The organism is Pseudomonas sp. GM102, assembly GCF_000282555.1.
GTDB lineage: Bacteria > Pseudomonadota > Gammaproteobacteria > Pseudomonadales > Pseudomonadaceae > Aquipseudomonas.
The window spans coordinates 40,229-66,591 of record NZ_AKJB01000044.1 but is presented as its reverse complement, the minus strand read 5'-3'; the positions used below and the strand labels follow the sequence as shown (position 1 = coordinate 66,591).

Annotated in this window: 24 protein-coding genes; 9 read left to right on the top strand and 15 right to left on the bottom strand. The window is 59.7% G+C overall.

Going from position 1 to position 26,363, the window contains the following annotated elements:
• The first annotated feature begins 262 nt into the window (after positions 1-262).
• From PMI18_RS21660 to PMI18_RS21670, 3 genes are all read left to right on the top strand, one after another.
• Positions 263-607 carry a hypothetical protein gene (locus PMI18_RS21660; protein ID WP_007897668.1) on the top strand — a complete coding sequence of 115 codons (345 nt, stop codon included), beginning with the start codon at positions 263-265 and terminating at the stop codon, positions 605-607.
• Positions 608-972: 365 nt separating this feature from the next.
• Entirely contained in the window at positions 973-1,386 is a 414-nt protein-coding gene (locus tag PMI18_RS21665; RefSeq protein ID WP_007897666.1) for a DUF4398 domain-containing protein, read from the top strand.
• Between the two features lie 56 nt (positions 1,387-1,442).
• Complete coding sequence (locus tag PMI18_RS21670) at positions 1,443-2,231, top strand: OmpA family protein (protein WP_007897664.1); 789 nt, start codon at positions 1,443-1,445, stop codon at positions 2,229-2,231.
• A 253-nt stretch (positions 2,232-2,484) separates the two neighbouring features.
• Here the strand turns inward: PMI18_RS21670 and PMI18_RS21675 are convergent, their stop codons facing one another.
• From PMI18_RS21675 to PMI18_RS21740, 14 genes are all read right to left on the bottom strand, one after another.
• Positions 2,485-2,814, bottom strand: a complete 330-nt coding sequence (locus PMI18_RS21675) for a hypothetical protein (protein WP_007897662.1) — start codon at positions 2,812-2,814, stop codon at positions 2,485-2,487.
• Positions 2,811-3,725: an alpha/beta hydrolase gene (locus tag PMI18_RS21680; RefSeq protein ID WP_033036078.1), complete on the bottom strand. Its 915-nt coding sequence runs from the start codon at positions 3,723-3,725 to the stop codon at positions 2,811-2,813. The genes PMI18_RS21675 and PMI18_RS21680 overlap by 4 nt, the downstream gene beginning before the upstream one ends.
• 141 nt (positions 3,726-3,866) lie before the next feature.
• Positions 3,867-5,144 (bottom strand): flavohemoglobin expression-modulating QEGLA motif protein, encoded by a 1,278-nt coding sequence (locus PMI18_RS21685; RefSeq protein ID WP_007897658.1) that lies wholly within the window; start codon positions 5,142-5,144, stop codon positions 3,867-3,869.
• A 36-nt stretch (positions 5,145-5,180) separates the two neighbouring features.
• Entirely contained in the window at positions 5,181-5,735 is a 555-nt protein-coding gene (locus PMI18_RS21690) for a hypothetical protein (protein ID WP_007897656.1), read from the bottom strand.
• Between the two features lie 164 nt (positions 5,736-5,899).
• The gene (locus PMI18_RS21695) at positions 5,900-6,616 is read right to left on the bottom strand and encodes a TetR/AcrR family transcriptional regulator (protein WP_007897654.1); all 717 of its coding nucleotides are present in this window, start codon (positions 6,614-6,616) and stop codon (positions 5,900-5,902) included.
• 103 nt (positions 6,617-6,719) lie between these two features.
• Positions 6,720-8,222, bottom strand: coding sequence for a lysine--tRNA ligase (gene lysS / locus PMI18_RS21700; protein ID WP_007897652.1), 1,503 nt, complete (start codon positions 8,220-8,222; stop codon positions 6,720-6,722).
• A 102-nt stretch (positions 8,223-8,324) separates the two neighbouring features.
• A protein-coding gene (prfB, locus tag PMI18_RS21705; protein ID WP_095920368.1) for a peptide chain release factor 2 occupies positions 8,325-9,420 on the bottom strand; the annotation gives its coding sequence in 2 pieces (ribosomal slippage) (positions 8,325-9,347 and positions 9,349-9,420; 1,095 coding nt in all).
• A 273-nt stretch (positions 9,421-9,693) separates the two neighbouring features.
• Positions 9,694-10,695, bottom strand: coding sequence for a diguanylate cyclase domain-containing protein (locus tag PMI18_RS21710; protein WP_007897648.1), 1,002 nt, complete (start codon positions 10,693-10,695; stop codon positions 9,694-9,696).
• Between the two features lie 48 nt (positions 10,696-10,743).
• Positions 10,744-11,754, bottom strand: coding sequence for a chemotaxis response regulator protein-glutamate methylesterase (locus tag PMI18_RS21715; RefSeq protein WP_007897646.1), 1,011 nt, complete (start codon positions 11,752-11,754; stop codon positions 10,744-10,746).
• Complete coding sequence (locus tag PMI18_RS21720; protein WP_007897644.1) at positions 11,751-14,039, bottom strand: hybrid sensor histidine kinase/response regulator; 2,289 nt, start codon at positions 14,037-14,039, stop codon at positions 11,751-11,753. Before PMI18_RS21720 ends, PMI18_RS21715 begins: the two co-directional genes overlap by 4 nt.
• Positions 14,036-14,719: a chemotaxis protein CheW gene (locus tag PMI18_RS21725; RefSeq protein WP_007897642.1), complete on the bottom strand. Its 684-nt coding sequence runs from the start codon at positions 14,717-14,719 to the stop codon at positions 14,036-14,038. The genes PMI18_RS21720 and PMI18_RS21725 overlap by 4 nt, the downstream gene beginning before the upstream one ends.
• Complete coding sequence (locus PMI18_RS21730) at positions 14,716-15,996, bottom strand: CheR family methyltransferase (protein ID WP_007897640.1); 1,281 nt, start codon at positions 15,994-15,996, stop codon at positions 14,716-14,718. Before PMI18_RS21730 ends, PMI18_RS21725 begins: the two co-directional genes overlap by 4 nt.
• On the bottom strand, positions 15,993-16,529 hold the full coding sequence (locus tag PMI18_RS21735; RefSeq protein WP_007897639.1) for a chemotaxis protein CheW: 537 nt from the start codon (positions 16,527-16,529) through the stop codon (positions 15,993-15,995). Before PMI18_RS21735 ends, PMI18_RS21730 begins: the two co-directional genes overlap by 4 nt.
• Positions 16,529-18,151: a methyl-accepting chemotaxis protein gene (locus PMI18_RS21740; RefSeq protein WP_007897636.1), complete on the bottom strand. Its 1,623-nt coding sequence runs from the start codon at positions 18,149-18,151 to the stop codon at positions 16,529-16,531. Before PMI18_RS21740 ends, PMI18_RS21735 begins: the two co-directional genes overlap by 1 nt.
• Positions 18,152-18,881: 730 nt before the next feature.
• Here PMI18_RS21740 and PMI18_RS0129395 point away from each other — a divergent pair.
• Entirely contained in the window at positions 18,882-19,295 is a 414-nt protein-coding gene (locus PMI18_RS0129395; RefSeq protein WP_033036074.1) for a hypothetical protein, read from the top strand.
• A gap of 127 nt (positions 19,296-19,422) precedes the next feature.
• Here the strand turns inward: PMI18_RS0129395 and PMI18_RS21745 are convergent, their stop codons facing one another.
• Positions 19,423-20,154 carry a tellurite resistance TerB family protein gene (locus PMI18_RS21745; RefSeq protein WP_007897634.1) on the bottom strand — a complete coding sequence of 244 codons (732 nt, stop codon included), beginning with the start codon at positions 20,152-20,154 and terminating at the stop codon, positions 19,423-19,425.
• Between the two features lie 330 nt (positions 20,155-20,484).
• Between PMI18_RS21745 and ydcS the strand changes: the two genes are divergently transcribed.
• From ydcS to PMI18_RS21770, 5 genes are all read left to right on the top strand, one after another.
• Complete coding sequence (gene ydcS, locus PMI18_RS21750) at positions 20,485-21,636, top strand: putative ABC transporter substrate-binding protein YdcS (protein ID WP_007897633.1); 1,152 nt, start codon at positions 20,485-20,487, stop codon at positions 21,634-21,636.
• Positions 21,637-21,884: 248 nt separating this feature from the next.
• A complete protein-coding gene (locus PMI18_RS21755) occupies positions 21,885-22,922 on the top strand; it encodes an ABC transporter ATP-binding protein (RefSeq protein WP_007897629.1) in 1,038 nt (345 codons plus the stop codon).
• A gap of 1 nt (position 22,923) precedes the next feature.
• A complete protein-coding gene (locus tag PMI18_RS21760; RefSeq protein WP_007897626.1) occupies positions 22,924-23,871 on the top strand; it encodes an ABC transporter permease in 948 nt (315 codons plus the stop codon).
• On the top strand, positions 23,861-24,685 hold the full coding sequence (locus PMI18_RS21765; protein ID WP_007897624.1) for an ABC transporter permease: 825 nt from the start codon (positions 23,861-23,863) through the stop codon (positions 24,683-24,685). Before PMI18_RS21760 ends, PMI18_RS21765 begins: the two co-directional genes overlap by 11 nt.
• A 148-nt stretch (positions 24,686-24,833) precedes the next feature.
• Positions 24,834-26,258 carry a gamma-aminobutyraldehyde dehydrogenase gene (locus PMI18_RS21770; RefSeq protein WP_007897623.1) on the top strand — a complete coding sequence of 475 codons (1,425 nt, stop codon included), beginning with the start codon at positions 24,834-24,836 and terminating at the stop codon, positions 26,256-26,258.
• The last annotated feature ends 105 nt before the right edge of the window (positions 26,259-26,363 follow it).

The window sequence follows — 26,363 nt, the reverse complement described above, 5'->3', positions numbered from 1 at the left end:
GGCTTGCCGGCGAAGGCGCTCTCAAGGACGCCTTCGCCGGCAAGCCTGGCTCCTACACTGGCATTGGCGGCTATGCTTTGTTGTTAGAAGCTCTGTCATAGAGAGTGCCGTCGTAAAGCGCTTCTTACAAGCAGACGACGCCAAGGACTTCAAACACCGAGCGTTACAGCTAATCTCAACCATAAGCCGCACAACGGCGTACCACCGGCCACTGCCGGACACTCACCCGGCCTGCCACGAGCAGGTGCGCAACGAGGTCATCATGAAAATCCGCGAGCTCGCCAAGCATTGGGAAGAAAACGCCAAGGGTCGTCTGACCGACTCTGGCTACGCGATTCATCTGGACGTGGAAGCCGCCGCGCGGCTGGCGGCGATCATCGACATGTACCCTAAACGGCACCCCGAAGAACTGCTCGGCGAGCTGATCGGCGCCGCCCTGGAAGAACTCGAAGCGAGTTTTCCGTATGTGAAAGGGTCAACGGTGGTGGCCACCGATGAAGAAGGCGATCCGCTGTACGAAGACGTCGGTCCGACCCCGCGTTTTCTCGCCTTGTCCCGTCGTCATTTGCATGATTTGTCGGGCGATAACGACAAGCAGAAACACTGATTCCTGTGGGAGCGAGCCTGCTCGCGATAGCGGTTTAACAGTCAACGTTGATGTTGAATGACATGGCCCCATCGCGAGCAGGCTCGCTCCCACAATTTGATCGCATTCCTCCTGCTGAACGGTGAACTTGCGGGTCACTTAAAGCCCCGTGGATACCCCTGTGCCACCCGAAAGTTCCCGATTTAGAGCCCTGTCCTCTCGATCAGGTTTTTTCGGGCGATAAGCCATCTTCTCTGAACTTTTAAAAAACGCCTCGGGTCACACCCAGTAACCATGCCTGGGACGGCCGTTTCAAAATGATCTGGAAATTGATGGTTGCGGCTCCTTACCCAGGATGGATTCAGATGTTTTTCAGGAGTTATCCAATGGAGTTGAAGACCATGAAGACCAGCATCGCATCATCCTCGTTCCCCCATCTGCGCGGTCTCAAACTGGCGGCCCTGGCCATCGGCGGCAGCTTGGTTCTGGCCGGTTGCGCCGGTAACCCGCCGAGCGAGCAATACGCCGTGACCCAATCCGCCGTGAACAGCGCTGTCAGCGCCGGCGGTACCGAATTCGCCGCTGTGGAAATGAAGGCCGCTCAGGACAAGCTCAAACAAGCCGAAATCGCCATGCACGACAAAAAGTATGACGAAGCCAGAATGCTGGCCGAGCAAGCCGAGTGGGACGCCCGCGTCGCCGAGCGCAAGGCCCAGGCGATGAAAGCCGAACAATCTGTGAAGGATTCCCAGAAAGGTGTTCAGGAACTGCGTCAGGAAAGTCAGCGCACCGTGCAGTAAGCGCCCATCCCGATTTTCAGACCTGAAACACTTATCGATAGAAAGGACGAACTATTATGCGCAAACAATTGATGATCCCCGCCCTCCTGGCCGCAAGCGTTGCACTGGCTGCCTGCTCCACCCCGCCCAACGCGAACCTGGAGCAAGCCCGCACCAACTACACCGGCCTGCAAGCCAACCCGCAAGCCAGCAAAGTCGCGGCGCTGGAAACCAAAGACGCCAGCGAATACCTGGATAAGGCCAACAAGGCTTACCTGGATAGGGAAGACCAGGCCAAGGTCGACCAACTGGCTTACCTGACCAATCAGCGTGTTGAAGTGGCCAAGCAGACCATCGCCCTGCGCACCGCTGAAAACAACCTGAAAAATGCCGCGGCACAACGGGCCCAGGCTCGTCTGGATGCCCGCGACCAGCAGATCAAACAGCTGCAAGACAGTCTGAACGCCAAACAGACCGATCGCGGCACGCTGGTGACGTTTGGTGATGTGCTGTTCGCCACCAACAAGGCGGACCTGAAGTCCAACGGTTTGGTGAATATCAACAAACTGGCGCAGTTCCTTCAGGAAAACCCGGACCGTAAAGTGATTGTCGAGGGTTACACCGACAGCACTGGCTCGGCGTCGTACAACCAGTCGCTGTCCGAGCGTCGCGCGACCTCGGTGCAAGTGGCTCTGATCAAGATGGGTGTAGATCCTGCGCGGATCGTGGCCCAGGGTTATGGCAAGGAATACCCGGTTGCGGAGAACGCCAGCGTCTCGGGCCGTGCGATGAACCGTCGGGTGGAAGTGACCATTTCCAATGACAACCAGCCGGTCATTCCGCGTTCGGCGATCAGCTCGAACTAAATTGAACCTGCGGTAACGCAAAAGCCCCGCCTGAATTGATCAGGCGGGGCTTTTTATTGGCTGAACACACTCGATCTGCGGGTAAACACCCTGTGGCGAGGGGGCTTGCCCCCGTTCGGCTGCGAAGCAGTCGTGAGGCCATCCCCCAAGGTATAACCGACAAAACGCGAATGCAGGTTTTAGGGCCGCTTCGCGACCCAACGGGGGCAAGCCCCCTCGCCACAAGGTTCATCGTCGCCGATGGATGTGAGACTTATTGCTCGAGTTTTTGCGGCGTTTCCTCGCCCATGCAGCGCACGGCTTTTTTCTTGCTGTTGATCAGCACGCCGGTCAGGCCTTTCTGGTCGGTGTCGAACAGCACCAGCACGCCATCGATGCACTGGGCCACTTGTGGGGCCGGTTCCAGGGAGACCTTGTAGTCTTCGCCCGGCACAGTCTTGAGCATGGTGAAGTCGCTGAGCAGCAGCGCATCTTCGGGTTTGGCGAAGTGCAGGTAGCCGTACCACCACAGGGCGCCAACGGTGCCGAGGATGCTGCAAATACCGGTGATGATCAGCGGGATGGCGTTACGTTCTTCACTCATTGCGGACTCTCTGGTGGTTCATCTTCAGAATTCGGGGGCGCCGGGTAATTCGGGATTTCACCCAGGCGGCGCAGGCCGTCGAAATGCTGCGGGTCTTCGAGGTAGCGCAGCAGGACCTTTCGCCAAACCGGGTCGGCGAAGGTTTGCACATGACCGCCCCGGGTCAGTTGCAGCACTCGCGGCGGCGGCGCAGCTTGATACAGTCGGATGCCATTGGAAAGGGGCACCAGTTGATCATCGATACTGTGATAGATCAGTTTCGGTACGCCGTTGAGCTGCTTCATGGAATGGATCGCGCTGTCGCCGTCCGGCACCAACCAGGACAACGGCACCTGGAACGGCCAGGTCATCCACGACGTACTCAAGGCGAAACGCCCGACATCACGGTAACTGGCAGGCACGCCATCGAGCACAAACGCCTTGAGTTGCCGCTGGCGCTCGGGATGCTGGGCCAGGAAATGCACGGCCATCGAGCCGCCAAGGCTCTGCCCGAGAAGGATCAGCGGCTTGCCCTTGACCTCCGGGGCCTGGTCGAGCCATTTGAACGCGGCGTCGATGTCTTGATAGATCGCCGGCAACGCCGGTTTACCTTCGGACCAACCGTACCCGCGATAGTCCACCAGCAACACTTGATAGCCCTGCTCCGGCAACCACCAGCTCCCCCCCAAATGCCACGCCAGGTTGCCGCCGTTACCGTGCAGATGCAGCACCGTGCCTTTGACCTCGAGACCTTTTTTCGCCGGCAACCACCAGCCATGCAGCTTGAGGCCGTCGGCGGTGGTCAGGGTGACGTCGCGGAATTCGAGTTTGGCTTTTGCCGGGGTGAACGGCTGGCCGGGCTCGGGGTAGAACAGCAGAGAGTCGCAACCGCCGAGGGCCAGGAGCAGGCAAAAGATGCCGAGGATTCTCATCCGGTGAAGCCCTCGCACTAACGATTGATAGCAGGTCCGTAGGAGCGAGGCTTGCCCGCGAAGAACGATGACGCGGTAGATCTGATAGAGCGCGTTATCGTTCTTCGCGGGCAAGCCTCGCTCCTACAGGGTGTGTTGTGCTCACAGGATGTTGGAATAATCCGCTTCGATCCGGTCCAGGCTCAGGTGGTTGAGGAAGTTGGAGAAGCACATCCAGGCCGACAGCGCGTTCATGTCGCGGAATTGGTCGGGCAGGTACTTGGGCGGCACCACCAGGCCTTCGTCCACCAACTGGCGCAAGGTCCGCATGTCTTCCAGCGTGGTCTTGCCGCAAAACAATAGCGGTATCTGCTCCAGCTTGCCTTTACGCACGGCCAACTGAATGTAGTTGTAAACCATGATAAAGCCCTTGAGGTAGGACAAGTCTTTGGTAAACGGTAGACCGGTCGGCACCGAGCCACGGAAAACCCGACTGGCGTTGCCGTAGCTTTCGGCCATTTCGAAGCCTTGCTCACAGAAGAACTCGTAGATCTGCAAGAAGTCCGCGCCCTCCTCCACCATATGAATGGCGCGGGTACGGTTGGTCAGTTTGCGCAGGCGGCTCGGGTAGGAGGCGAAGGTGATGATTTCCATCAGGATCGCCAGGCCTTCCTGGGTCACGGTGGACGACGGCGGGCCTTTGGACAGGAAGGTACAGATCGGCTGATTCAGGCCGTTGAGCGTAGTGCCCACATGCACCAGCCCTTCGTGGACTTCCAGCGCACGCACGTCACGGTCGTTGAACATCGCGTCGGCGCGGATCTTGATGTAGTCGGCGCCGGCCGCCGCATCGGCGACGATCCCGTCGGACTCGAACACCCGAATGGTTTCTTCGTTCTCGCCAAACACCTTGTTCAACCGATGTTGCAGCAGGTCGACGGCTTCCTTGGCGGTAAGGATTTTCGGTTCGTCCTTGAGGTCGCCGCGGCCGTCGATGTTGTTCAGGTAATCGGAGAGCATCAGCCCCAGGTCGGCCAAGGTCGGGTCACCCGCGTGGAACGCATCAGACGCCGCGCCATACAATTCCTGGGAAATCAGCCCGAAATCCTCGGTACCGCGCGCTTCGAGCATGCGCACCACCATCCGGTATTCCTTGCACATGCGGCGCATGATCTGGCCGACCGGGTTGAACTGGCCGAGCTGGCGGGTGATGTCGCGCTCGATGTTCTGGAACTCCAGCTTCACTTTGCTGGAATCAAATGCCAGCGGTCGATTGAGGTAATAGTCGCGGTCCACGGCCGGCATTTCCTTGCCCTTGCCTTTGAAGAACCCCTTGCGAATGCTGTCGTCCCACTTGACCGCATCCAGAACGCGAATCGGCGTCTGCGCCAGCACTATGCGATCGGACAAAATGCGTATCGTCTGCTGGTATTCGTCCACCCGAAACTCCTGTAGTAAAACCGTTACGTGCTGGGTTTATTTGGTTTTGGCCAGGCGCTGGTAGCGCACCGCTTCGACGAAAACATCGGAATTGGCCGGGTCATCGAGGTAGGCAAACACCTGATCCAGGCTGTTGTTGATCAACACCCCGTCGCCGTCGTCGGTCCGGAAGCCTTGGCCACTAAGGGCTTCTTGGCCCATGGCCTGTTTGATCTGCTCGAGATCGAGGTTGTAGACCACCAGTTCGTGCTTATCGTTGAGCTCGAAACCGGTGATGGTGAAGTTCCCGCCGAACTGCGCCGGCACCTTCGCCGACAAGTACCAGCGATTGCCATGGCGCGACACCGTGAAGGGATAGGCTTCACGCTCATGGGGTTTGGCCTTGAAGTAGCTGACCGCCTGATAGCGATTGTCGCCGATGCGCGTCAGTTCCAGGTTCATCGGCTCGCCCCAGGCATTGGTGCTGGTCCATTTGCCGAGCAGCCCTTTGGGCGCGGGCTCGCTGGCGGGCAGCGGCTCCTTGAAGGTCACCAGACAGCCACTGAGCAGCAGGATCGACAAGGCGATCACCATGACGCGCCAGGCTTTCATTCAACACTCCCTATGAACACACGACGCCCTCAACTGACCACTTGATCGCTCCCACGCTCTGCGTGGGAATGCATCCGGTGACGCTCTGCGTCACGTCGGTAAGGGACGCGGAGCGTCCCGGGCGGCATTCCCACGCAGAGCGTGGGAACGATCGGAGTACCGGGTTACACCGACGCCAGCACCAAATGCATGTAGCGGTTGAGGATGCCGAGCATTTCCTCTTCGGCCACAGGCTCCGCGTCGTTGAGCAGGCCCTGATATTCCATCCGTCCGATAATCGCAGTCAACACTTTGGCATCCTGTTGTGGCTCACGGGAACCCAATACTTCGAAAAGCTGGCAGGTGCCCTGCAGGAGAATTTGCTGATGGGAGCGTACCAACAACGCCAGACGCGGGTTGAGCAACGCTTCCTGGCGGAAGGCTTGCTCGGCCATCAGGTGCTCGCGGCGATTGATCAATTGCCGATGAACATAGTCAGCCATCAGCCGGGCGATATCGTCCGCCAACTGTGAGCGGGACTCGGGAGTGCCATCGCCGCTGACAACCATCTCGCGCAACAGGCCTTCGTTGCTGGCCCACAACCGGGCCATGAACGCCGCGCTGCGTTCCACGTATTGGGCGAAGGTATCGGTGAGCAAGTCATCGATGTCTTTGAAATAGTAAGTGGTGGCCGAGAGCGGCACACCCGCTTCAGCGGCCACAGCACGGTGCCGCACGGCCCGCACGCCATCGCGCACGACAATGCGCATCGCAGCGTCGAGAATGTCCTGTCGACGCTGTTCACTGCCCTGTCGGCTGGCCTTTCGGCCCTGGTACTGAACACTTTCAGCGACCGCAGTGGCGATACCCGCTGCACCTTCTTGAGCAATTGCACGATTCACGACAGGTATTCCTCTCTAAACGTCAAAAGTAACCAATTGATACGTTTGTACCAGACAGGCAATAAAAAGCCGCCTGTTATAGGCGGCTTTTTAATTGAAACACTTACGCTTGTGGCCGCATGTGCGGGAACAGGATCACGTCGCGGATCGACGGTGAGTTGGTCAGCAACATCACCAGACGGTCGATACCGATCCCTTCACCGGCCGTTGGCGGCATGCCGTACTCCAGCGCGCGAACGAAGTCGGCATCATAGTGCATGGCTTCGTCGTCGCCGGCGTCCTTGTCGGCCACCTGCGCCATGAAACGCTCGGCCTGGTCTTCGGCGTCGTTCAACTCGGAGTAGGCGTTGGCGATTTCACGGCCACCGATAAACAGTTCGAAACGGTCGGTGACGTTCGGGTTCTCGTCGTTACGACGGGCCAGCGGCGACACTTCGAACGGGTACTGGGTGATGAAGTGCGGCTGCTCCAGCTTGTGCTCGACCAACTCTTCGAAAATCATCACCTGCAGTTTGCCCAAACCTTCGAAGCCCAGCACCTTGGCGCCGGCCTTCTTGGCAATGGTGCGGGCCTTGTCGATGTCATTCAGATCGTCAGCGGTCAGCTCAGGGTTGTACTTGAGGATCGAGTCGAACACCGACAGACGCACGAATGGCTCGCCGAAGTGGAACACCTTGTCGCCGTACGGCACATCGGTGCTGCCCAGAACCAGCTGCGCCAGTTCGCGGAACAGTTCTTCGGTCAGGTCCATGTTGTCTTCGTAGTCGGCGTAAGCCTGGTAGAACTCCAACATGGTGAATTCAGGGTTGTGACGGGTCGAAACGCCTTCGTTACGAAAGTTGCGGTTGATCTCGAAGACTTTCTCGAAACCGCCGACGACCAAACGCTTGAGGTACAGCTCAGGCGCGATACGCAGGAACATTTCCATGTCCAGCGCGTTGTGGTGAGTCTCGAACGGCTTGGCCGCCGCGCCGCCTGGAATGGTTTGCAGCATCGGCGTTTCCACTTCCAGGAAGTCACGCTTCATCAGGAAGCTGCGAATGTGCGCAATCACTTGCGAACGTACGCGGAAGGTCTGACGCACCTCTTCGTTGACGATCAGGTCGACGTAACGCTGACGGTAGCGCTGCTCGGTGTCGGTCAGGCCGTGGTGCTTGTCCGGCAGCGGGCGCAGGGATTTGGTCAGCAGGCGCACGCTGGTCATTTCAACGTACAGGTCGCCCTTGCCGGAACGCGCCAGGGTGCCTTCGGCGGCAATGATGTCGCCCATGTCCCAGGTTTTCACTGCGGCCAGGGTGTCTTCGGACAGGGTTTTACGGTTGACGTAAACCTGAATGCGACCGGTCATGTCCTGAATCACCATGAACGAGCCACGGTTGAGCATGATGCGACCCGCCACCTTGACCGGGATTGCAGCCTCTGCCAGCTCTTCCTTGGTCTTGTCCGCGTACTGTTTCTGCAAATCTTCGCAGTAATTGTCGCGACGGAAGTCGTTCGGGAAGGCATTGCCCTTGGCGCGCTCGGCAGCAAGCTTTTCCTTGCGCAGGGCGATCAGGGAGTTTTCTTCCTGTTGCAGGGCTTGCGGGTCGAGTTGTAGGTCGCTCATGTCTTTAAAAATTCCATCTCAGGTTCGTTGCCCCCGGCATTCGCCGGGGTTCGCGGGCAAGCCTCGCTCCTACAGGGTGGTGACAACCCTGTAGCGCGGGCCTTAGAGCCCTTGTTTCAGGCTGGCCACCAGGTATTCGTCGATGTCGCCGTCGAGCACCTTGTCACAGTCGCTGCGTTCGATGTTGGTACGCAGATCCTTGATCCGCGAGGCATCGAGCACGTACGAACGGATCTGGTGACCCCAGCCGATATCCGACTTGGTGTCTTCCAGGGCCTGGGAAGCGGCGTTGCGCTTCTGCACTTCCTGCTCGTACAAACGCGCCCGCAACATTTTCATCGCGGTGTCTTTGTTCGCATGCTGGGAACGTTCGTTCTGGCAGCTGACCACGGTGTTGGTCGGTACGTGGGTAATCCGTACGGCCGAGTCGGTGGTGTTTACGTGCTGGCCACCGGCACCGGAGGAGCGGTAGGTGTCGATGCGCAGGTCCGACGGGTTGATGTCGATTTCGATGTTGTCATCGATTTCCGGCGACACGAACACGGCCGAGAACGAGGTGTGACGACGGTTGCCGGAGTCGAACGGGCTCTTGCGCACAAGACGGTGCACGCCGATTTCGGTACGCAGCCAGCCAAAGGCGTATTCGCCCTTGATGTGCACGGTAGCGCCTTTGATACCGGCGACTTCACCGGCCGACAGCTCCATGATGGTCGCGTCGAAACCGCGTTTATCCGCCCAGCGCAGGTACATGCGCAGCAGGATGTTGGCCCAGTCCTGGGCCTCGGTGCCGCCGGAACCGGCCTGGATATCCAGGTAGGCGTTGTTGGCATCCATCTCACCGCTGAACATGCGACGGAATTCGAGTTTTTCCAGGGACTCGCGCAGGCGCTCGACTTCGGCAGCGACGTCATCGACGGCGGCCTGGTCTTCTTCTTCGGCGGACATCAGCAACAAGTCTTTGGCATCGGCCAGGCCACTGTGCATTTCGTCGAGGGTTTCGACGATCTGAGCCAGCAGCGACCGCTCGCGGCCCAGTTCCTGAGCGTACGACGGGTTGTTCCAGACAGACGGATCTTCAAGCTCGCGATTGACTTCAGTCAGACGCTCATGCTTTTGATCGTAGTCAAAGATACCCCCGAATAGTTTCGGAGCGCTCGGACAGGTCCTTGATACTGTTAAGGATCGGGTTGATTTCCATGGCGGGCAGCACTCGTTGGCGAACTTTTGAAAGCCGGCGAGTATAACGTAATCAAGCTGTCACGGCAGCCCGCCTGGCGGCTTTAGCGGCGACTGATTAAAGCGAACGCCGAGTAAATCTGTGGCGAGGGAGCTTGCTCCCGTTGGACTGCGCAGCAGTCCCCTTCTTTTTTGCGGATAAAAGGGGCCGCTTCGCTGCCCAGCGGGAGCAAGCTCCCTCGCCACAGGGGTATTTGCCAACCAAGAGATCTATATTCACAAACCCGGTCGCCCGCTACTCGATCCCCACCTGATTACGCCCATTGTTCTTCGCCAGGTACAGCCCCTTGTCCGCCGCCGAAATCAATTGCCGGCAATCGCTGCCCGGCTGCGGAATCATGGTCGACAGGCCGATGCTGATGGTCAGGCTCGAACCCTCGGTCGGGAAAATGTGCGGGATCTTCAACCCGGCCACGGTCTGGCGCAGTTTTTCCGCCACCATTCGCGCACCGCCCGGCGAGGTGTTGGGCAAGACCAGGACGAACTCCTCGCCGCCGTAACGGGCCGGCAAGTCCGAAGGTCTGGAGCTGGCGTCGCGAATCGCCGTGGCGACTTTGCGCAAGGCCTCATCGCCTTCGAGGTGGCCGAAGCTGTCGTTGAAGGACTTGAAGTAGTCGACATCGATCATCAGTAGCGACAATTGAGTCTGGTCCCGCAGCGAACGCCGCCACTCCAGCTCCAGGTATTCGTCGAAATGCCGGCGGTTCGACAGCCCGGTCAGGCCATCGGAGTTCATCAAGCGTTGCAGCACCAGGTTGGTGTCGAGCAACTGCTGCTGGCTGACCCGCAGCGCGCGGTACGCCGCGTCACGCTGCAGCAGGGTCATGTAGGAGCGCGAGTGATAGCGGATGCGCGCCACCAGTTCGATGTTGTCCGGCAGTTTGACCAGGTAATCATTGGCGCCGGCGGCAAACGCCGCGCTCTTGATCAGCGGGTCTTCCTTGGTCGACAGGACAATGATCGGAATATCCTTGGTCGCCGGGTGATTACGGTATTCGCGCACCAGGCTCAGGCCGTCGAGGCCGGGCATGACCAGATCCTGAAGGATCACCGTCGGCTTGATACGAATCGCATGGGCGATGGCCTGGTGCGGGTCGGCACAGAAATGGAAGTCGATATTTTCTTCGTTCGACAAACCACGCCGCACCGCCTCGCCGATCATCGCCTGATCGTCCACCAACAACACCATGGCGGCGTTTTCATCGGTCTTGAAGTCGTCGAGCTGTAAATCATTCATGTGCGGTCACCTGAGCACTGCATTGGCCACGATTGCTGCTAATGATAGTCATTTTGAGAAGATCTCCAGCAATCGTGGCGCTATCTTGTCCAGTGGGCGAACTTCCACAGCCGCGTCGATGGCCGCGGCCGCCTTCGGCATGCCGTACACCGCACTGCTTTGTTGGTCCTGAGCGATGGTCAGGTAGCCCTGTTGGCGCATGAGTTTAAGCCCCTGCGCGCCGTCGCGCCCCATACCGGTCAGCAGAACGCCCACGGCGTCACCGCTCCAGTAACTGGCCACACTTTCGAAAAACACATCGATCGAAGGTCGATAGATCTCGTTGACCGGTTCGGCGGTGTAGGCCAGTGTGCCGTTTTTCAGCAATCGAATGTGATGGTTGGTCCCGGCCAGCAGGACCGTGCCGCTTTTCGGCGGTTCGCCTTCCTGGGCCAGGCGCACGTCCAGGCCACTGGCGCTGGCAAGCCATTCGGCCATACCGGCGGCGAACACCTGATCCACATGTTGGACCAGCACGATGGCCGCCGAAAAATCTCGAGGCAGGCCTTTGAGCAGCACTTCCAGCGCCGCCGGCCCGCCAGCGGATGAACCGATGGCCACCAAATGCTGGCGCGAGGACGAGTGGCGGTGCGAGCTCGGTGCCGATCGCACCCGATTGCTCTGCTCGCCAATCAGCCAGCCAATGTTCATGATCTTGCGCAGCAGCGGTGCGGCGGCTTCCTGGGGATTGCCGCCCCCGATAGCCGGGGTATCAACCACATCCAGCGCGCCGTAACCCATGGCTTCGAACACCCGGTGCACGTTCTGCTCGCGGTCGACAGTGACAATGACAATCGCGCACGGGGTCTCGGCCATGATTCGCCGGGTCGCTTCCACGCCGTCCATCAACGGCATGATCAAATCCATCAGGATCAGATCCGGGGTGTATTCGGTGCAACGTTGCACCGCCTCGGCCCCATTGCTGGCGACCCAGACCACCTCGTGCGCCGGTTCGAACGCCAAAGCGCGGCGCAACGCCTCTACCGCCATGGGCATGTCATTGACGATAGCGATTTTCATGCCCGCGCGCCTCCAATGAGCTCAACCACTGCATCCAGCAAAGCGTCATCATGAAAACTCGCTTTGGCTAGATAATAGTCGGCTCCGGCGTCCAGTCCACGGCGGCGGTCTTCTTCGCGATCCTTGTAGGACACCACCATCACCGGCAGGGATTGCAGGCGGTTATCGCGGCGCAATAAAGACACCAGCTCGATACCATCCATGCGCGGCATGTCGATGTCGGTGATCAGCAGATCGAAATCCTCCGAACGCAGGGCGTTCCAACCATCCATACCGTCCACCGCCACCGCGACGTCATAGCCGCGATTGAGCAGCAATTTGCGCTGCAACTCACGAACGGTCAGCGAGTCGTCCACCACCAGAATCCGTTTACGTGCCGCTTCGACGGCCTGATTGGCGTGCCGGGCAATGCGCTCCAGACGCCCGGTATTGAGCAGTTTGTCCACCGAACGCAACATGTCTTCGACATCGACGATCAGCACTACTGAGCCGTCGTCGAGCAAGGCTCCGGCGGAAATGTCCTGCACCTTGCCCAGGCGCTCGTCCAGCGGCAGCACCACCAGCGTGCGCTCGCCGATAAACCGTTCGACCGCCACCCCGTAGATCGCCTCGCGCTCGCGTATGACCACGACTTTGAGCGTCTGCTCGTTGTTCTGGCTCGCCGGGCGATGCAACAGCTGACTGGCGGCGACCAGCCCGACATGCCGGCCTTCGTACCAGAAGTGCTGTCGGCCTTCGACCTGCACAATATCCTCCGGCGCCAGGTCGCACATGCGCTCGATGTGCGCCAGCGGGAAGGCATACGCCTCGTCACCGACTTCCACCACCAGGCTGCGCACCACCGACAGCGTCAGCGGCACTTCGAGATGGAAACGACTGCCCGCGCCTGCCGTCTGCTCCAGCATCACGGCACCGCGCAACTGGCGAACCATATGCTGAACCGCATCCAGCCCGACGCCACGCCCGGAGACTTCAGTGACGGAATCGCGCAGGCTGAAACCCGGCAGAAACAGGAACGTCAGCAGCTCTTCTTCGCTCAACTGGGCAGCGGTTTCGGCTGGGGATAACTGCCGCTCGACGATGTTGCGACGAAGTTTTTCCAGGTCGACGCCGTTGCCGTCATCACTCAACTCCAATACCAGCAAACCGGCCTGATGGGACGCTCGCAACCGGATCAGGCCTTCCTCAGGTTTGCCGGCCAATAGCCGTTGTTCCCGGGTTTCGATGCCATGATCCACCGCATTGCGCAGCAGGTGCGTCAGCGGCGCTTCGAGTTTTTCCAGTACGTCGCGATCGACTTGAGTCTTGTCGCCTTCGATCTCCAGCCGCACCTGTTTGCCCAAGCTGCGGCCGAGGTCGCGGACCATGCGCACTTGCCCGCTCAGCACGTCGGCGAATGGCCGCATGCGACAGGCCAGCGCCGTGTCGTACAACACCTGCGCACGCTGGCTGGCGTGCCAGGCGAACTCATCGAGCTCGGCGTTTTTTTCCGCCAGCAATCGCTGGGACTCCGCCAGTAACCGACGGGCATCGCCCAAGGCTTCCTGGGCTTCGAGGCTCAAGGCATGGTCTTTGAGATGGACGTTGAGACTTTCCAGGGCCCGTAAGCCGTTGCTCTGCATGCGCTTAAGGCGCTGCATAGTGGCCAGGTGCGGCTTGAGTCGCTGGGTTTCCACCAGGGATTTACTCGACAGGTCGAGCAGGCTGTTCAAGCGCTCGGCCGTGACGCGCAATACGCGTTCGCCGCTTTCGGTGGTGCGTTTAGTCGTGGGCGCTGGCTCGGCGGGCGCTGCCAGGGGCGCTTCGGTGGTGGCCGGCATGGGCGGCTCAACCTTGGGCGTCGGCGGTTCCAGCTGAAGTTCTGCCATCGGCGGCGTCATGGGGGCAGTGGCCGCCATGTGATCAAGCAGCCGTCCCATCAAGATGACGTAAGCGTCGATATCCGCAGGCGCCGGAGCATTGCCCGGCGTCGCAATCCGCATCAGCAGATCGGTGCCTTGCAACAGTGCATCAATGTGTTCGGGCCGCAGGTACAGGCGCCCTTCCTGGGCGCTGACCAGGTAATCCTCCATCACATGGGCGACACGGACCCCGGCATCGACACCGACAATCCGCGCAGCGCCCTTGAGCGAGTGGGCGGCGCGCATGCACGACTCAAGGTAATCGGCTTGGGTCGGATCACGTTCAAGCGCCAAAAGACCTGCACTCAGCACCAGGGTCTGGGCCTCGGCTTCGAGGCTGAACAGTTCCAGCAAAGAGGCGTCACGCATTTGCTCGGGGGTCATGTGAGGCTCCGGGTCACGGCGGACAGCAGCTGTTCTTCATCCAGCCAACGCAGGCTGCGACCTTTGAATTGCAAGACGCCACGGGTGTATTTGGCGCTGGTCTGAGTGCCGGACTGAGACGCCGCCTCGAGAATGCGCTCGTCGATGGCGTGAATCCCGTCGACCTCGTCCACCGGTACCACCACCGGCCCGCCGTGGGCGGCAATGATCAGCATCCGCGGCATCACCCGCGCGCCGGACGCCACGCCATTGGTAGCGTCGAGCCCCAGCAGTTCCACCAGCGACAGGCAAGCAACCAACGCACCGCGCACATTCGCCACGCCGAGCAACGCCCGGGAGCGCTGATGCGGCAAGGAGTGAATCGCCTGCAGCGGCGCCACTTCGACCAGGCTGCGAGTGGCCAGGCCCAACCATTCTTCGCCGAGGCGAAACATCAGCAACGAGCGGGTTTTCACATCGCTCCCGGCCATGGTGGAAACTTGCTCGCGGTCGTCCTGCTGCAACGCATAGCGGTCAAGCAAGCGCGTGGCGGCAGCCGAATACACCGCGCAATTGCGACAATGAATGTGCTCGCTCAGCAATGGGCAGGACTTGTCGCCGTGGATACCGATGCGGTTCCAGCAGTCGTCGATGGCCTGGGCATCTTCATGGGTGACGCTCAAGGTGTCGGCGGCGCTCATCGTTTACGCTCACTGTCTGCGGCGCGCTCGCTGCGGGCGGCGCGGGCCTGCAATCGTCTGGCACCCGCCGTGTCGCCCTGGGATTGCAGCAAGGCGGCCAGGTGCATCAACGCGTCGGGGTGTTGCGGTTCGAGGTACAACGCCTTGCGATAAAAACCCTGGGCCTCGAGGGCGCTGCCGGCGACATCGCTGAGCAGCCCCAGCCAATAGAACACCTGCGCCACTGGCTCGTGACTGCGCAAAAAACTTTCGCACGCGGCGCGGGCCTCAGCGCTTTTGCCTTCATTGGCCAGCGCGGCGATGTTCGCCAGCAGCGTGGCAGCGTCCGAAGGGGTGGCTTTCGAAGGGGTGGCAGTGGCAACCGGAGGCATCGGCACGACCGTTGCGAAAGGCCGACTACGCACTGGCGGCGGTGTCACGCTGCGTACCGGTTGTTGCACCGGCAGCGGCGTCGGCGCGAAGGTCGCGAGCGGTTCCGGCGCACTTTGACGACTGAACGCAAACGACTGCGGGATACCGATCGAGCGCATGCCGAAACGGCCCAGCAGACTGCCCTCCGCCGGGCCGATAAACAGCACGCCGTCGACGTGGGTCAGGCGCTTGAGCACTTCGAACACTTGCTGCTGGGTCGGCTGATCGAAATAGATCAGCAAATTGCGACAGAACACGAAGTCATAAGGTGGCTCACTGGCCAGCAAGGCCGGATCCAGCAGATTGCCGACCTGCAAGCGCACCTGTTCAAGCACGCGCCCGCTCAGGCGATAGTTGTCGTTTTCGGCCGTGAAATGCCGTTCGCGGAAGTCGATGTCCTGGCCGCGAAACGAATTCTTGCCATACAGCGCAAACTTGGCCTTTTCCACCGACAGCGGGCTGACATCCATGCCGTCAACCTTGAACTGATGCGGCGCCAGCCCGGCATCGAGCAACGCCATGGCGATGGAGTACGGTTCTTCGCCGGTGGAACACGGCAGGCTGAGAATCCGCAGGGCGCGCATGTTATTGATCGCCGCCAGACGTTTGGCCGCCAGTTTCGCCAGCGTGGCGAAGGATTCCGGGTAACGGAAAAACCAGGTCTCGGGGACGATTACCGCTTCGATCAGCGCCTGTTGTTCGTCGCGCGAGCCCAGCAAGGTGTGCCAGTACTCATCAGCCGTTAGCGCCCGAGCCGCCGTGCAGCGCTGGCGCACCGCGCGTTCGATGATCGCCGGGCCGACCGAGCCCACATCCAGGCCGATACGTTCCTTGAGGAAATCGAAAAACCTTTGATCGCTGCTCATCCCTGCTCCTCAAACTGCGCCAGGTCCAACGGCGGCGAGGGAAACAACAAGGCGCGGACCTGTTCGTCCAGCAAATCGGCAACCCGCACCCATTGCAGTAAACCCTGGGCATCTTCGCGCACCGGCCCCAGGTACGGCGCCTGGCGATTGTCCAGGCCATAAGGCTGAAAGTCCGCCGGGGTGCAGCGCAACGTGTCGGTGGCCTGTTCCAGAATCAGCCCGAGCAATTGCGCAGGCGTCGCCTCATCCGGCCGATAGTGCACCAGCACCAGCCGCGTGCTGGTTCGGGCCTGGGCCGGTTGGCCAAACGTCAGGGCGCTGAGGTCGATAACCGGCACCACCGCGCCGCGATAGGCGAATACCCCCGCCACCCAGTCCGGCGCCCGGGGAATCGGTTTCAACGGCAGTTGCGGCAGCACTTCGGCCACCTCGATGGCCTGCAAGGCATAACGCTCGTTGCCGATGCGGAACACCAGAAACAACGATTGCTTCACCGGCATCACCGCGCCGCGCTTGACCGCGAGCTCGCTCATCAGACTTTGAATCGCGAGACGCCGCCACGCAGCCCCACGGCCACCTGGCTCAATTCATCGATGGCGAAACTGGCCTGACGCAGAGATTCGACGGTCTGGCTGCTGGCATCGCCCAACTGCACCAGCGCGTGGTTGATCTGCTCGGCGCCGGTGGCCTGGGCCTGCATGCCTTCGTTGACCATCAACACCCGTGGCGCCAGCGCCTGAACCTGATGGATGATCTGCGACAGCTGCTCGCCGACCTGCTGCACCTCGGACATGCCACGGCGCACTTCTTCGGAAAACTTGTCCATGCCCATGACCCCGGCCGACACCGCCGACTGGATCTCGCGCACCATTTGTTCGATGTCGTACGTGGCGACGGCAGTCTGGTCCGCCAGGCGCCGCACTTCGGTGGCGACCACGGCAAACCCACGGCCATATTCACCGGCCTTCTCGGCTTCGATCGCGGCGTTCAGGGACAACAGGTTGGTCTGGTCGGCGACTTTGACGATGGTCACCACCACCTGATTGATGTTGCCGGCCTTCTCGTTGAGGATCGCCAATTTGGCGTTCACCAGATCGGCCGCGCCCATCACCGAGTGCATGGTGTCTTCCATGCGCGCCAGGCCCTGCTGACCGGAACCGGCCAGCACCGAAGCCTGATCGGCGGCGGTGGAGACTTCGGTCATGGTGCGCACCAGATCCCGCGAGGTGGCGGCAATTTCACGCGATGTCGCACCGATTTCGGTGGTAGTGGCAGCGGTTTCGGTGGCCGTGGCCTGCTGCTGTTTGGATGTCGCGGCGATTTCCGTGACCGACGTGGTGACCTGCACCGAGGAGCGCTGGGCCTGGGACACCAGCGAGGTGAGCTCGGTCATCATGTCGTTGAAGCCGGTTTCCACCGCGCCGAACTCGTCCTTGCGATCAAGATCCAGGCGACTGCTGAGATCGCCGGTGCGCATGATTTCGAGGATCTCCACGATGCGATTCATTGGGGCCATGATCGCGCGCATCAGCAGCAGGCCACAGAGGCCGGCGACGATGATCGCCACCAGCAGAGAGACGCCCATGCTGATTTTGGCGGCTGTCACCGCTTCGCCGATGGCCAGCGTGGCTCTGTCAGCCAGGTCGTGATTCACTTCGATAAGGGTGTTCAACTGCTTGCGCCCATTGACCCAGGCCGGCGTGAGCTTCTGCTCCAGGGCAAGACGCGCTGACTCGTACTCTTTGCGCTGATAGAGGTCGAGGACGTTGGTCAGCTCTTGATTGAAGAGCTGATGACGCGCTTCGAATTCATCGAATGCGGCCTGATCCTGGGGGGTGAAAATAGTCTTGCGGTAATTGACCATCTGCTCGCTCAAGCGCTCTTCGAAGCTCTTGTACATGGCGTGGTCGGCGGGTGTTATCTCGCGACGCCCGGAAAGACCGACAATTTGCTGGGTCAGGTTATAACTGTCGACCCAGGCACCGCGCATCATCGAACTGAAATACACCCCGGGAACCGCATCGGTACGGACCTTTTCTGCGCTGGCGTCGATCTTCATCAGCCGAGAAAAGGACACCACAACCATCAACAGCATGATCGCGATAATCACCGCAAAGCTCGCCAAAATGCGTTGGCGCAATGTCCAGTTCTTCACAGTCAGTCCTCGGTGCGGTTCAAATTGCGAGGGAGTATAGCCGAGGGTGGCGTTTCATTTATCAGACGCTGAGCTCCGCTTCTCATCCTGTCGACTAAAAGCCGGGATTCGGTAGAAACGGACCGTGGATCGGTCATTGGGGAAAGTTGTCGCGGTCGAAGACGCCATCGCGAGCAGGCTCGCTCCCACAGTAGATCTGCAGTGAACACACAGTCTGTGCGCGCCAGTAATCAACGTGTGAGAGCGAGCCTGCTCGCGATAGCGTCCACCCAGTGAAAATCTGTTGCCTGACACACCGCCTTCGCGGGCAAGCCTCGCTCCTACGGTTAATGGTCGTACGCGACACGATCCTGTAGGAGCGAGGCTGGCCCGCGAAGAACGATTACGCGGTGTTCCTGACAAACATTGTGGCGATGCGGCGTGCCTGTATGTATCCACAAGTTTTGGGACGGCTCGCCACCCAACGGTGCCCCCCTCACCACCAACGCCCTTTTGCCGCAGTACAGTTGCTTTAACCCGGTGGATCGAGGTTATTCAGCACGAACTCAAACCGAGAGAACCCATTTCTAATAAAACTACGTCTCAAAATTAGAATAAAACAAACACACCGCCATTCAGAAAAACGCTAAACAACTATCACATCTGACAGTAGTCACCCTAGCCACTTACTTCTAATCTACCCCAAGCGACACAACAACCCTGATATTAAATTTTTAAAAAAGGCACAGACATGAACGCTAAAGTAGACACAATCAGCCAACTACTCTTAGAAAAGACAACAGCCACCGGAACATTCACCGCAAAAGACGAAAATGGAAATGAAGTATTTTCAGCCAAGTCCGTGCTTTTTCACAGAACACCGCGAGATGATTTTTACTTTGTCGGCAGCCGCACCTCAGGAGCAGTTCAAGAGCATATTGCCCTTGGCATTTCCAAGGTACAAAAGGATGGACAATACTCGGCAATACCCGACGGGTCTCCAGTAAAATGGACCGCTCAGATAAAAGAAAACCATTCACTAGCAACATCAGGAAAATTGTACGTCGAGCTCAGCGATAATCGACGCCAAGCGCAGGGTACTTACGAGATGACGTTAGAAAACGGCAAAACATTAAAAGGCGAATTTAATATCAAAAATTACTAGCCAAGACCCTAAATCTATCTCAGACGAACTGCATCCAACTTCAAACAACAACCCCATCAACCTTGAAATCAGCGTTGATGGGGTTTCGACGGTATTAAAAATTCGGTATATCGTATCTGTTGTTAGTTCACCCGAGTGACGATGACACCTGACGCACCTGCTTCTCCAACTCGGCCTTCAACCCCGGCTCCAGCTTCAACTGCCGTGCCAGTTCATCCAGATAGGACTTCTCCATGAAGTTCTCCTCATCCACCAGCATCACGCTGGCGATGTACATTTCAGCCGCCATTTCCGGCGTGCTGGCGGCGCGGGCGACATCGGTCGGGTCCAGCGGTTTGTTGAGTTCGGCGTGCAGCCAGTGTTGCAGCTCCTGATCATTGTCGAGCTTGCTGAACTCGCCTTCGATCAATTGGCGCTCACGCTCATCGACATGCCCGTCAGCCTTGGCCGCGGCCACCAACGCCTTGAGAATCGCCTGGCTATGTTGCTCAACCTGGGCCGCCGGCAAGCGGTCGAGAGTTTGCGGTTCGGTTGTGGCTGCGGTGCCTTGTTGGGCCTGCCAGTTACCGTACGCCTTGTAGGCAATCACGCCCAATGCCGCGAGACCGCCGTAGATAGCCACTTTGCCGCCGACCTTGCGCACCTTCTTGTTGCCGAGCAACAGGCCCATGGCGCCAGCCGCCAGAGCACCGCCGCCGGCGCCGGATAACACACTGCCGAGGCCACCCGAACCACTGGAGCCTCCAAGCAAACCGCCCAAACCACCGCTGGACGCTTTGTTCTGGACGCCGCCAGCCTTGTTCTGCAACAGATCCTGACCGGATTTGAGTAGTTGATCGAGCAATCCACGAGTGTTCATTTTTGCTGCCTCCACGAATTCGGGTTAACCGGATCTTTAAGGCCACCAGCCTAGATCGAAAGTGCCCGACGCCTCTCGATGAGAGTGCTTCCAGATGTTGCTCACGCTTAGGCAAACAGGCTGGAACGCGCCCCCACGTAAACTATTTCATCGAATGCAGCCTTTGAGATTTGTCGACCGTGGGACCGCGCACTAGGCTGGATAAATCCATAAGACAGCCCGGCCTCAATCTGCCTCTCACAAAGCGCACTAAGCTAATAACAAGCCACTCACGGCGCATCACCCCGTTCAACATTGCCCCGACCATAATTTAAAGAAGAGGGTTCACCCATGCTTGTGCACAAGACCGCACTGCTCAGTGCAATCACCACGGCGCTGCTGGCCAGCACCAGCCTGCAGGCCGCCGAGCCGCTGAAAGCTGTCGGCGCCGGCGAAGGTCAGCTGGATATCGTCGCCTGGCCCGGCTACATCGAACGGGGCGAAACCGACAAGACCTACGACTGGGTGACCGGCTTCGAGAAGGAAACCGGCTGCAAGGTCAACGTCAAGACGGCCGGTACGTCCGATGAAATGGTCAGCCTGATGGCCAAGGGCGGTTACGACCTGGTGACGGCATCGGGTGATGCCTCCCTGCGGTTAATCGCGGGCAAACGTGTGCAGCCGATCAACACCGACCTGATCCCCAACTGGAAGAATCTCGATCCACGCCTCAAGGATGCACCGTGGTATGTGGTCAACAACCAGACTTACGGCACTCCTTATCAATGGGGCCCGAACGTGTTGATGTACAACACCAAGGTGTTCACGCAGCCGCCTACCAGTTGGGGCGTGCTGTTCGAAGAGCAGAAGTTGTCCGACGGCAAATCCAACAAGGGCCGCGTGCAAGCGTATGACGGCCCGATCTACATCGCCGACGCGGCGCTGTACCTGAAAACCGCCAAGCCGGAACTGGGCATCACGGATCCTTACCTGCTCGACGAGAAACAGTACAAAGCCGTTCTCGATCTGCTGCGCGCCCAGCAAAAGTTGATCCATCGCTATTGGCACGACACCACCGTGCAGATGAGTGACTTCAAGAATGAAGGCGTAGTGGCCTCCAGTTCCTGGCCCTATCAAGTCAACGGCTTGATGAACGAGAAACAGCCCGTCGCCTCGACCATCCCCAAAGAAGGCGCCACCGGATGGGCCGACACCACCATGCTGCACGCCGAGGCCAAGCACCCGAACTGTGCCTATAAGTGGATGGATTGGTCGCTGCAACCGAAAGTCCAGGGCGATGTGTCCGCCTGGTTCGGCTCGCTGCCGGCGGTACCGGCGGCGTGTAAGGCAAGCGAATTGCTGGGAGCCGAGGGTTGCAAGACCAACGGTTTCGACCAGTTCGAAAAGATCGCCTTCTGGAAAACCCCGCAGGCTGAGGGCGGCAAGTTTGTGCCTTATAGCCGCTGGACCCAGGATTACATTGCGATTATGGGTGGCAGGTAACACTCGGTACATAGTTGGCGAGGAATACTTGTGGCGAGGGAGCTTGCTCCCGCTGGAGTGCGCAGCACTCCCAAAAACCAGTCACTGCGGTCTACCAGGTAAACCGCATTAACCCTTTTTTGGGAGTGCTGCGCACTCCAGCGGGAGCAAGCTCCCTCGCCACAAAAGCCCATCGATCACGATTCAGATTTTTCAGAAGTCCAGGCAAGGCCACTGTGACGATCCTCGCCTTTTTGGAGCTCCGCACCATGACGCTTGCAGTCCAGTTCACCAACGTTTCCCGACAGTTCGGCGAAGTGAAGGCCGTTGACCGGGTTTCCATCGATATCCAGGACGGCGAGTTCTTTTCCATGCTGGGCCCCTCCGGCTCGGGCAAAACCACCTGCCTTCGCCTGATCGCCGGTTTCGAACAACCCAGTGCTGGCTCCATCCGCATTCATGGCGCCGAAGCCGCCGGTCTGCCGCCGTATCAGCGTGACGTGAACACCGTGTTCCAGGATTACGCACTGTTCCCGCACATGAACGTACTCGACAACGTCGCCTACGGTTTGAAAGTCAAAGGTGTCGGCAAGTCCGAACGCCAGAAACGCGCCGAAGAAGCCCTCGATATGGTCGCCCTCGGCGGCTACGGCGAGCGTAAACCGGTGCAACTCTCCGGTGGCCAGCGTCAGCGTGTAGCCCTGGCCCGCGCCTTGGTCAATCGCCCTCGCGTGTTGCTGCTCGACGAGCCCTTGGGCGCCCTCGATCTGAAACTGCGCGAGCAAATGCAAGGCGAACTGAAAAAGCTGCAACGTCAGCTCGGCATCACGTTTATCTTCGTCACTCACGATCAGACCGAAGCGCTGTCGATGTCCGACCGCGTGGCCGTATTCAACAAGGGCCGCATCGAACAGGTCGACACACCGCGCAATCTGTACATGAAACCGGCAACCACGTTCGTCGCCGAATTCGTCGGCACGTCCAACGTGATTCGCGGCGATCTGGCGCAGCAGTTGAGCGGCAATCCACAACCGTTTTCGATCCGCCCGGAACACGTGCGTTTCGCCGAAGGCCCGCTGGCCAGCCATGAAATCGAAGTCAGTGGCCTGCTGCACGACATCCAGTACCAAGGCAGCGCCACCCGCTATGAACTGAAACTGGAAAACGGCCAGACCCTGAACATCAGCCAGGCCAACGTTCAGTGGCTGGACGTCAGCACGCAACATCAGACCGGGCAACGCATCAGCGCTCGTTGGGCGCGTGAAGCGATGATCCCGCTGCACGATAATGTTGTGGGCGGGGTGTGAGATGAACAGCGTAGCGCCCCCTCAAACCCCGGCCAGAGGCTCGCCGCTGCGCCGATTTTCCAACCTGCTGTACCGCCGGCCGAACCTGTATCTGTCGTTGCTGCTGGTGCCGCCGTTGCTGTGGTTCGGCGCGATCTACCTCGGTTCGCTGCTGACCCTGTTATGGCAAGGCTTCTACACCTTCGATGACTTCACCATGGCGGTCACGCCCGACCTGACCCTGGCGAATTTCACCGCGCTGTTCCAGCCGTCGAACTTCGACATCATCCTGCGCACCCTGAGCATGGCCGTCGTCGTGTCGATCGCCAGTGCGGTCGTGGCGTTCCCGATCGCCTACTACATGGCGCGCTACACCAGCGGCAAGACCAAGGCGTTTTTCTACATCGCGGTGATGATGCCAATGTGGGCCAGTTACATCGTCAAGGCCTATGCCTGGACTTTGCTGCTGGCCAAGGGCGGAGTGGCCCAGTGGTTTGTTCAACAGCTGGGGCTGGAGCCGGTGTTGCAGTTCGTGCTCGGGATTCCGGGGGTCGGCGGCAGCACCTTGTCGACCTCGCACCTGGGGCGGTTCATGGTGTTCGTCTACATCTGGCTGCCGTTCATGATCCTGCCGATCCAGGCCTCACTGGAACGCCTGCCGCCATCGCTTTTACAAGCTTCGGCCGACCTCGGTGCCAAACCGCGTCAGACCTTCATGCAAGTGATTCTGCCGCTGTCGATTCCAGGCATCGCCGCCGGTTCGATCTTCACCTTTTCGTTGACCCTGGGCGACTTCATCGTGCCGCAACTGGTGGGCCCGCCGGGCTACTTCATCGGCAGCATGGTCTACGCCCAGCAAGGAGCGATCGGCAATATGCCGATGGCGGCGGCCTTCACGCTGGTGCCGATCGTGCTGATCGCCATTTACCTGTCCATCGTCAAACGTCTGGGGGCTTTCGATGCGCTCTGATGCTTCATCTCAAGACCGGGCATCCCTGGGCCTGCGCATCGCTGCCTGGGGCGGGCTGGTGTTCTTGCACTTCCCGATCCTGATCATCTTCCTCTACGCCTTCAACACCGAAGACGCGGCGTTCAGCTTTCCGCCCAAGGGCTTTACCCTGAAGTGGATCGGCGTGGCGTTCTCCCGGCCCGACGTACTGGAAGCGATCAAGCTGTCGTTGCAAATCGCGGCCGTCGCGACGCTGATTGCGATGGTCCTCGGCACCCTTGCATCGGCGGCGTTGTACCGACGGGATTTCTTCGGCAAGCAAGGCATCTCGCTGATGCTGATCCTGCCGATTGCCCTGCCGGGGATCATCACCGGCATCGCGCTGCTGGCGACCTTCAAGACCTTGGGGATTGAGCCAGGGATGTTCACCATCATCGTCGGTCACGCGACCTTCTGCGTGGTGATTGTCTATAACAACGTCATCGCCCGCTTGCGCCGCACTTCATACAGTTTGATCGAAGCCTCGATGGACCTCGGCGCCGACGGTTGGCAGACCTTCCGCTACATCGTCCTGCCGAACCTTGGTTCGGCATTGCTGGCCGGGGGTATGCTGGCGTTTGCGCTGTCATTCGACGAAATCATCGTCACCACCTTCACCGCCGGCCATGAACGCACCTTGCCACTGTGGCTGCTCAACCAGCTCAGCCGCCCACGGGATGTGCCGGTCACCAACGTCGTCGCGATGCTGGTGATGATGGTGACCATGCTGCCGATCCTCGGCGCTTATTACCTGACCCGTGGCGGGGAAAGCGTTGCAGGCAGTGGCGGGAAATAGATCAGGAACAGACAACAACAATCTCCTGTAGGAGCGAGGCTTGCCCGCGAAGCTTTTGACATTCTTGAGGACGCCTTCGCGGGCAAGCCTCGCTCCTACAGGGGTTCGGTTCAGACAGAAAAACAACAGCTTCGATGAGGACATAGCCATGCAAACCAAACTCTTGATCAACGGCCAACTCGTCAACGGCGACGGCCCTACCCAAGCCGTGTTCAATCCGGCCCTTGGCCGTGTGCTGGTAGAAATCAACGAAGCCAGCGAAGCCCAGGTCGACGCCGCCGTGCGTGCCGCCGACAACGCCTTCCAAGCCTGGTCGCAAACCACGCCGAAAGAACGCTCGTTGCTGCTGCTCAAACTCGCCGACATCGTCGAAGCCCATGGCGAAGAGCTGGCCAAACTGGAGTCGGACAATTGCGGCAAACCCTACAGCGCTGCGCTGAACGACGAGATTCCGGCGATTGCCGACGTGTTCCGTTTCTTCGCCGGCGCCAGTCGCTGCATGAGCGGTGCGCTGGGAGGGGAATACCTGCCCGGCCACACCTCGATGATCCGCCGCGACCCGGTGGGCGTGATTGCCTCCATCGCGCCGTGGAACTACCCGCTGATGATGCTCGCCTGGAAAATCGCCCCGGCCCTGGCCGCCGGTAATACCGTGGTGCTCAAGCCGTCGGAACAAACCCCGCTGACCGCCCTGCGCCTGGCAGAACTGGCGTCGGACATCTTCCCGGCTGGTGTACTTAATCTGGTGTACGGCCGTGGTTCTGCGGTCGGTACCGCACTGGTCAATCATCCGAAAGTGCGCATGGTGTCGCTGACCGGCTCGATCGCCACTGGCTCGAACATCATTTCCAGCACCGCCGGCAACGTCAAACGCCTGCACATGGAACTGGGCGGCAAGGCACCGGTGATCATCTTCGACGATGCGGACATCGACGCCGCCGTGGAAGGCATTCGCACCTTCGGTTTCTACAACGCTGGTCAGGATTGCACCGCCGCCTGCCGCATTTACGCGCAAGCAGGCATCTACGACCAGTTCGTCGAGAAGCTCGGTGCGGCCGTCAGCAGTATCAAGTACGGCTTGCAGGACGATCCCTCGACGGAGCTTGGCCCGTTGATCAGCGCACAACATCGCGACCGCGTGACCGGTTTGGTTGAGCGTGCGATGGCGCAACCACACATCCGTTTGATCACGGGCGGCAAAGCGGTGGAAGGCAATGGCTTCTTCTTTGAGCCAACGGTGCTGGCCGACGTGCAACAGGACGACGAGATCGTGCGCCGTGAAGTATTCGGCCCGGTAGTGTCGGTCACCAAGTTCACCGATGAAGCACAGGCACTGGCCTGGGCCAACGACTCAGACTACGGCCTGGCGTCGTCGGTCTGGACCGCGGACGTCGGCTGCGCCCATCGCCTGTCTGCACGCTTGCAATACGGCTGCACCTGGGTGAATACCCACTTCATGCTGGTCAGCGAAATGCCGCATGGCGGTCAGAAACTGTCTGGTTATGGGAAGGACATGTCGATGTATGGGCTGGAGGATTACACCGTTGTTCGGCACGTGATGTTCAAGCATTGAAAGCTTCGCGGGCAAGTCGGATCGCCGCACCGCTCGCTCCTACAGGATTTGCGCAATCTCTGTGAGAGCGGGCTTGCTCGCGAATGGCCCGTGCACCACCAGGTC